The sequence below is a fragment of the Streptomyces sp. NPDC048420 genome, assembly GCF_040651535.1.
Classification (GTDB): Bacteria; Actinomycetota; Actinomycetes; order Streptomycetales; family Streptomycetaceae; genus Streptomyces.
Window position 1 is genome coordinate 1 of sequence record NZ_JBEZKG010000069.1, and the last position, 4,000, is coordinate 4,000.

3 protein-coding genes are annotated in these 4,000 nt (G+C 70.6%); all 3 read right to left on the reverse strand.

The window, feature by feature from the left end:
• Positions 1–86: 86 nt before the first annotated feature.
• The 3 genes from AB0D34_RS47165 to sucC all read right to left on the reverse strand — a co-directional run bounded on the left by AB0D34_RS47165 (position 87) and on the right by sucC (position 3,788).
• A complete protein-coding gene (locus tag AB0D34_RS47165; protein WP_362674367.1) occupies positions 87–1,643 on the reverse strand; it encodes an aldehyde dehydrogenase family protein in 1,557 nt (518 codons plus the stop codon).
• 103 nt (positions 1,644–1,746) lie between these two features.
• Positions 1,747–2,646 (reverse strand): succinate--CoA ligase subunit alpha, encoded by a 900-nt coding sequence (gene sucD, locus AB0D34_RS47170; protein WP_362674369.1) that lies wholly within the window; start codon positions 2,644–2,646, stop codon positions 1,747–1,749.
• 11 nt (positions 2,647–2,657) lie between these two features.
• Positions 2,658–3,788: an ADP-forming succinate--CoA ligase subunit beta gene (gene sucC / locus AB0D34_RS47175; protein WP_362674371.1), complete on the reverse strand. Its 1,131-nt coding sequence runs from the start codon at positions 3,786–3,788 to the stop codon at positions 2,658–2,660.
• Positions 3,789–4,000: the final 212 nt, after the last annotated feature.

Consider the following 4,000-nt stretch of genomic DNA (forward strand, 5'->3'; position numbering starts at 1 on the left):
GTCATGCTCGTCACCCCATCTCTGCGTCGTCGTGTGTTCGCCGGTGTCCGGGCGGCGCCCCTTCGTGGACGCCACCCGGACTCGCCTCACGGCATCAGCTGGTACTCGGGGAAGTTTCCGGGCAGCCGTTCGCCGGCCGGCCCCTGGGTGACCGCGCGTACGAGCAGCTCGCCGCCGACGAAGGCGCCGTGCCAGGAGGCGCCGAACCCGCCGAACAGCTCGTCGCGGTCGCCACGGGAACGCGGCTTGCCATGACCGACCTTGAACGCGCGGATCTGCGGGGCGAGCCGTTCGAAGGTGGCCCGGTCGTCGGTGGACAGGGTGGCCACCAGCGCGCCGTTGGAGGCGTTCATCGCGGCCAGCAGTTCCGCCTCCGTGTCGACCAGGACGATGGTGTCGACCGGGCCGAAGGGTTCCGCGTGGTGCAGCGGTGAGGACGGGGGCGGGTTGAGAAGGGTGACGGGCTGGACGTACGCCGAGGTGTCCTGGCCCGGCAGGAAGCGGGCGTCGGCCTCGCTGCCGCGGTGCACGGGGACGGCTCCGCGGTCGATGGCCTCGGCGACCTGGTCGCGGAGTTCCTTGGCCTTGGCCGCGTTGATCACCGGCCCGAAGTCCAGTGCCGGGTAGGGGTCGTCGGGGTTCGCGACGGCGAGGGGATGTCCGAGGCGCAGGGTGCGCACCGCCGGGAGGTAGGCGGCCAGGAACTCGTCGAAGAGTTCACGCTGGACGACGAAGCGCGGGTAGGCGGTGCAGCGCTGCTTGCCGTAGTCGAAGAGCTTGGGGATGACGGCGGTGAGGGCGTCCCAGTCGGAGTGGTTCCAGATGCCCCAGGTGTTGAGTCCCTCCTGTTCGAGTACATGGCGCTTGCCGAGGTCGGCGACGGCCGTGGCGACCGCGGCGCCGGTGTCGCGGCCGCCGACGAAGGAGACACAGCCGATCTCGGGCGCCCGCACCAGCGCCTCGGACAGCTCTCCCCCGCTGCCGCTGACGAGGGTGACGGGGATTCCCTCACGGGCGGCGAGCGCGCAGGCCAAGGTGAGACACGCGACGCCGCCGTCGGTCGGGGTCTTGGCGATGACCGCGTTGCCCGCCAGTGCCTGCACCAGCATGGCGTGAACGAGCACGCTCATCGGGTAGTTCCAGCTCGCGATGTTGGACACCGGGCCGTCCAGCGGGGCCCGGCCCTCGATCATCGGTTCGATGCCGTCGACGTACCAGCGCACTCCGTCGATGGCGCGGTCGACGTCCGCCTGGGCGAGCCGCCACGGCTTGCCGATCTCCCAGACCAGCAGGAGGGCGAGGAGTTCGCGGTGCTGGGTGAGGGCGTCGAGGGTGGCCGCGACCCGCGCCCGGCGCTCTTCGAGTCGTACATGCCGCCAGGCGCGGTGCTGGTCGAGGGAGGCGCGGACGGCCTGGTGGGCTGCGTCCCGGTCCAGCCGCGGCGGGCCGGCGATCGGGCTGCCGTCGACGGGGCTGGTGGCGGGCAGGGCCCGGCCGTCGGCCCGCCAGGCGGAGCTCCAGAGGTTGAGGACGCGGTCGTCCCGGAAGGCCTCAGGGGCGACGGCCAGGCAGCGCTGCCAGGCTTCGTTCCAGGACGTACCGGACTTCAGCACGAGTTGGGTGGAGTCGAGGGTGGTTGTCATGTGATGTCTCCGCTCTCGGTGCACAGTCGGGGGCGGGGTATTAGGGGTATTAGGGACGCGGCGGCACCGGACGGATCTCCGTCCGCCGCTGTGTGGTTCCGGGTCAGGTCTGAGGGGCTTCGCGGACCGTGTCCAGCAGGGAGAGCACGAGGCGGGCCGTCTCGGTCGGGGTGTTGCCGACCTTGACGCCGACCGCCTCCAGCGCCTCTTTCTTCGCCTGTGCCGTGCCCGCCGAGCCGGACACGATGGCGCCGGCGTGGCCCATGGTCCGGCCCTCGGGCGCGGTGAATCCGGCGATGTAGCCGACGACCCGCTTGGTGACGTGCTCGCGGACGTACGCGGCCGCCCGTTCCTCGGCGTCGCCGCCGATCTCCCCGATGAGGACGATCAGTTCGGTGTCGGGGTCGTCCTGGAAGGCGGCCAGGCAGTCGATGTGGGTGGTGCCGACGACGGGATCCCCGCCGATGCCGACACAGGTGGAGAAGCCGATGTCGCGCAGCTCGTACATGAGTTGGTAGGTGAGCGTGCCCGACTTCGACACCAGTCCGATACGGCCCGCCCTGCTGATGTCCGCCGGGATGATGCCGGCGGTGGACTGGCCGGGGGTGATCAGGCCGGGGCAGTTGGGCCCGATGACCCGGGTGCCCTTCCGCGTGGCGTACGCGGTGAAGGTGACGGAGTCGTGCACCGGGATGCCCTCGGTGATGACGACGACGAGGCCGATCCCTGCGTCGGCGGCCTCGACAACTGCCGCCTCGGCGCAGGCGGGTGGTACGAAGACGACGCTGACGTCGGCTCCGGTCTCCCGTATACCGTCGGCAACCGACCCGAAGACGGGTACGACACGGTCGTCGAAGTCGACGGTGCGGCCGGCCTTGCGCGGGTTGACGCCGCCGACCACGTTGGTGCCGGCCGCGAGCATGCGCCGGGTGTGTTTCATGCCCTCGCCGCCGGTCATGCCCTGGACGAGGATCCTGGACTCCTTGGTCAGGAAGATGGCCATGCCCCGCTCCTTCAGCCCGCGTTGGCGAGTTCGGCGGCACGGCGGGCCGCGCCGTCCATGGTGGTGGCCTGCTGGAGGAGCGGATGGGCGTGTTCGTCGAGTACGGCCCGGCCGCGGGCGGCGTTGTTGCCGTCGAGGCGCACGACGAGCGGCTTGGTCAACCGGACCCTGTCCAGGGCCTGCACGATGCCGTCGGCGACCGCGTCGCAGGCGGTGATCCCACCGAAGACGTTGACGAACACGGACTTGACGGCCGGGTCGGACAGGATGACCGACAGCCCGTCGGCCATGACCCGGGCCGAGGCGCCGCCGCCGATGTCGAGGAAGTTGGCGGGCCGGGCGCCGCAGCCGGCGACCACGTCGAGGGTCGACATGACCAGCCCGGCGCCGTTGCCGATGATGCCGACCTCGCCGTCGAGCTTGACGTAGTTGAGGCCCTTGGCGGCGGCAGCGGCCTCCAGCGGATCGTCGTACGCGAGGATCTCGGCACCCCAACGGGCCTGCCGGAAGCGGGCGTTGTCGTCGAGGGTGACCTTTCCGTCGAGCGCGACGAGGCGGCCCTGCCGGGTGCGGACGAGCGGGTTGACCTCGACCAGGACGGCGTCCTCGCGGACCAGCACCTCCCACAGCCGTACGAGGATGTCGACGGACTGCGGTGGCAGCCCGGCGGCGCCCGCGATCTCGGCCGCCTTCGCCGAGGTGACACCCTCGGCGGGGTCGACGGGTATGCGGGCGACTGCCTCGGGGCGGACGGCGGCGACCTCCTCTATCTCCATGCCGCCCTCCGCGGAGGCGATGGCCAGGAAGCGGCCCGCGGCGCGGTCGAGGACGTAGGCGACGTAGAACTCGGTCTCGATGTCGACGGGTTGGGCCAGCATGACCGTGCCGACCGTGTGCCCCTTGATGTCCATGCCGAGGATCCGGCGTGCCGTCCGCTCGGCCTCGGCCGGGTCGGCGGCGAGCCGCACACCGCCCGCCTTGCCCCGGCCACCGGTCTTGACCTGCGCCTTGACGACGGCGCTGCCTCCGAGTCGGCGGGCGATCGATCGGGCCTCCTGGGGCGAGTCGGTGACCTCGGCGCGCGGCACCGGGATTCCGTGTTCTTCGAAGAGGGCCCGCGCCTGGTGCTCGTACAGGTCCATGATTCGGCTCCCGTCTGAAAGTCATGCGCGACTTAAAAGTGGTGCACGCCCCCTGGACATCACCCATCGGATGCGGGATAACAATCTTCATACAGTATTCGTCGACTGTATGCAATGTGCCGAACGGGAGCCAGGACCAGTCAGAACCAGCCAGTGACCTGCAGCGCCAGGACGCTCAAGGCAAACGGACAAGTGAGGTGGCTTGTGTCGAG

Coding starts and splice junctions, on each gene's coding strand:
- AB0D34_RS47165 (WP_362674367.1), bottom strand. CDS start 1,643: ATGACAACCACCCTCGACTCCACCCAACTCGTGCTGAAGTCCGGTACG.
- sucD (WP_362674369.1), bottom strand. CDS start 2,646: ATGGCCATCTTCCTGACCAAGGAGTCCAGGATCCTCGTCCAGGGCATG.
- sucC (WP_362674371.1), bottom strand. CDS start 3,788: ATGGACCTGTACGAGCACCAGGCGCGGGCCCTCTTCGAAGAACACGGA.